The organism is Oleiphilus sp. HI0123 (assembly GCF_001635315.1).
In genome coordinates, this window is record NZ_LWGE01001191.1 from 1 (window position 1) to 2,914 (window position 2,914).

Genomic DNA, 2,914 nt, shown 5'->3' on the forward strand with positions numbered 1-2,914 from the left:
TGAAAACACTAAAACAAAGCGTCATCATCATTTCCAAACTGCAATATTGAGCTAACTTATCTAGTTAATCTGCGAAAAGTTTAGTGAATCTATGGATAAAGCGTATTGCAGATCGGTTCTCTGAAGGAGTGAGTCTCAGTGTGCCGGGTCAAATTGGAATTGAGATTGTCAGATCAGCGATTTAGATAACAGAAAGAGCCGAACGAAAATGTCGAGTCATGTCAGTGCAGGGGGCGCTGTGATTAACCTCCTTCAAATAAGTGATTGCCACCTCACAAAGGATGCTGAAAGTGACTTGCTTGGTGTGGTGACACGCGAAAGCCTTGTTGCGGTGCTTGATAAAGTTGAAGCTGATATAGCTGCGAGCTTTTGTCCAAGCCCGGATTACGTTTTGGCGACGGGCGATATTGCACAGGATGCAAGTCTTGAAGCCTATCACTACTTCCAAACTCAAATTGAAGGCTTTAACGCTCCCAGCCGTTGGTTCTCTGGGAATCATGATGACCGTGGCATTATGGCTGAGGCCTTGGGTCACGGGGTCGAGACGGAGCGCTTGCTACNTGTTGGCAATTGGCAAATTATTTTATTAGATTCGTCTGTAACAGGTGCCGTACATGGCATGTTACGAGATGATGATTTAGCCTTTCTAGAGCGGTGCTTGTCTGAACGCCCCGATCTTCATACCTTAATTAGCTTTCATCACCATCCGGTTGATATCGGCAGTACCTGGCTGGATAAGATTGGTTTGCATAATCGAGATCAGTTTTTCGATATCGTTGACCGCTATGACAATGTCAGAGCGGTACTCTGGGGGCATATTCATCAAGAGTTTTCTGAAACGCGTAAAGGTGTTCAGCTGCTGGCGACGCCTTCAACCTGTATTCAATTTACTCCGAAGTCCCATGATTTTGGTGTAGAAGCGATAGCGCCTGGTTACCGATGGCTAAAGTTATTTGACGACGGTCGTTTAGAGTCAAAAGTTTCAAGAGCTGAAGATTTTCAGTTTAATTTAGATCTCGAGAGTAATGGCTATTGAAGTCTGTTATTTATTTACATGGTTTCAATAGTTCACCACAGTCTCACAAAGCCCAGTTATGCAAGGCTTATTTTGAGCGACAATGCCCTGGGCTTCGTTTAGAAATTCCAAAACTCCCCCCATCGCCACGCGAAGCGATTGCTCTGGTAGACAAGCTGATTGAAAGCATTGGTGTACAGAATCTGCTCGGATTCATTGGTAGCTCGCTTGGTGCTTATTACAGTATGCACTTGCTTGAGAGGTACTCTTTGCCGGGCTCCTCTCTGAAGGCAGTTTTGATCAACCCTGCTTTAAAGCCTTACGAACTGCTCGTTGATTATCTAGGTGAGAATACTAACTACTACTCTGGCGAAACCTACACTGTATTACCTTCACATATGGATGAGTTAAAGTCTTTGGAACTAAGCCCTAAGCAGAATGCTTCGTTGGTCAGTTCGGATAATGTTTATATCATGACGCAAACCGGAGATGAGGTCTTGGATTTCGCACAGGCTTTAGCATGTCTGCCTAAGGCTAAACTCTGGGTTCAGGCCGGTGGTGATCATGCATTTTGTGATTTTGAAAAGGTTTTGCCTTCCCTGCAATACTTTCTTTTATAGTCAGCGAATCGTCGCTATTTATGCCTTATAAAATAATTGGTGGTTTTTTCCCCAGTCAATCAGGTAAAATGCCGCTCTAATTTTACTCTATTTATTCCTAACTTCTCGGAGAATGCTCTTGGGCTCAAAAACCGCATTATATGAGGTGCATCAGGATTCCGGTGCCAAGATAGTAGATTTTGGTGGCTGGGACATGCCTTTGCATTATGGCTCTCAAATTGAAGAGCATAAAATTGTGCGCCAAAGCGCGGGTATGTTCGATGTGTCGCACATGACAATTGTTGATGTACAGGGTAAAGACTCTCGTGACTATCTTCGTTATTTGTTAGCGAACGATGTCGACAAGCTGCAAGAAACAGGCAAAGCACTCTATAGTGGCATGTTGGATGAGAAGGGTGGTGTGATCGACGACCTGATTGCTTATCGTATGCCTAAAGACTATCGCCTAGTGGTTAATTGCGGTACGCGAGAAAAAGACCTGGCTTGGATGAACAAGCAGGCTGAAAAATTTGATGTGGAATTGATTGAGCGCCCCGAGTTAGCCATGGTGGCCATTCAAGGCCCCGAAGCTATACAGAACATTAAGCAGGCTTCTCCTGATAATGCCGAGCTTATCGATAGTTTAAAAGTGTTCCAAGGCTTGGAAGCTGGCGATTGGATGTTCTGTCGCACCGGCTATACCGGTGAAGACGGTTTGGAAGTCATGGTGCCAAGCGATGCTGTTGCTGACTTTTGGAAAGCTTTGGTTGAAGCGGGTGTTAAACCATGTGGCCTGGGTGCCCGAGACACACTGCGTCTTGAGGCAGGTATGAACCTATATGGCTCCGATATGGATGAGTCTGTAACGCCGCTTCAGTCTGCTATGGGCTGGACAGTATCTTTCTCAGAAGACAGGGACTTCATTGGGAAAGCAGCGCTACTTGCGCAGAAAGAGCAGGGCGTATCGAGCAAATTGGTAGGCTTGGTGCTTGAGCAACGCGGTGTATTACGTGGCCATCAGAAAGTAATTGTTGAAGGTGTTGGCGAAGGTGAAATTACTAGCGGTAGCTTTTCACCTACACTTGGCTACTCGGTTGCCTTGGCGCGAGTACCTGCTGCGACGGGAGATAGTTGTGCTGTCGATATGCGTGGAAAGCAGGTGCCCGTTAGAGTGGTGCGCCCGCCTTTTGTTCGTAATGGTAAAAAAGTATTCGAGTAAAAAGCTCGTGCTTGTTGCTTAAATGTAGCAGGAACTTGCCAGAATAAATTTATTCACTATTTTAGTATTTGATTTAATTGT

The 2,914-nt window shown here is 45.3% G+C and carries 3 protein-coding genes; all 3 read left to right on the forward strand.

Translation table 11 applies throughout. The annotated features are described in order from the left end of the window. Positions 1–208: 208 nt before the first annotated feature. The 3 genes from cpdA (at position 209) to gcvT (ending at position 2,833) form a co-directional block, all read left to right on the forward strand. Positions 209–1,036 (forward strand): 3',5'-cyclic-AMP phosphodiesterase, encoded by an 828-nt coding sequence (gene cpdA / locus A3761_RS13260; protein WP_068750329.1) that lies wholly within the window; start codon positions 209–211, stop codon positions 1,034–1,036. After that, complete coding sequence (locus tag A3761_RS13265) at positions 1,033–1,635, forward strand: YqiA/YcfP family alpha/beta fold hydrolase (protein ID WP_068508152.1); 603 nt, start codon at positions 1,033–1,035, stop codon at positions 1,633–1,635. The genes cpdA and A3761_RS13265 overlap by 4 nt, the downstream gene beginning before the upstream one ends. 118 nt (positions 1,636–1,753) lie before the next feature. Continuing rightward, the gene (gene gcvT / locus A3761_RS13270; protein ID WP_068508169.1) at positions 1,754–2,833 is read left to right on the forward strand and encodes a glycine cleavage system aminomethyltransferase GcvT; all 1,080 of its coding nucleotides are present in this window, start codon (positions 1,754–1,756) and stop codon (positions 2,831–2,833) included. The last annotated feature ends 81 nt before the right edge of the window (positions 2,834–2,914 follow it).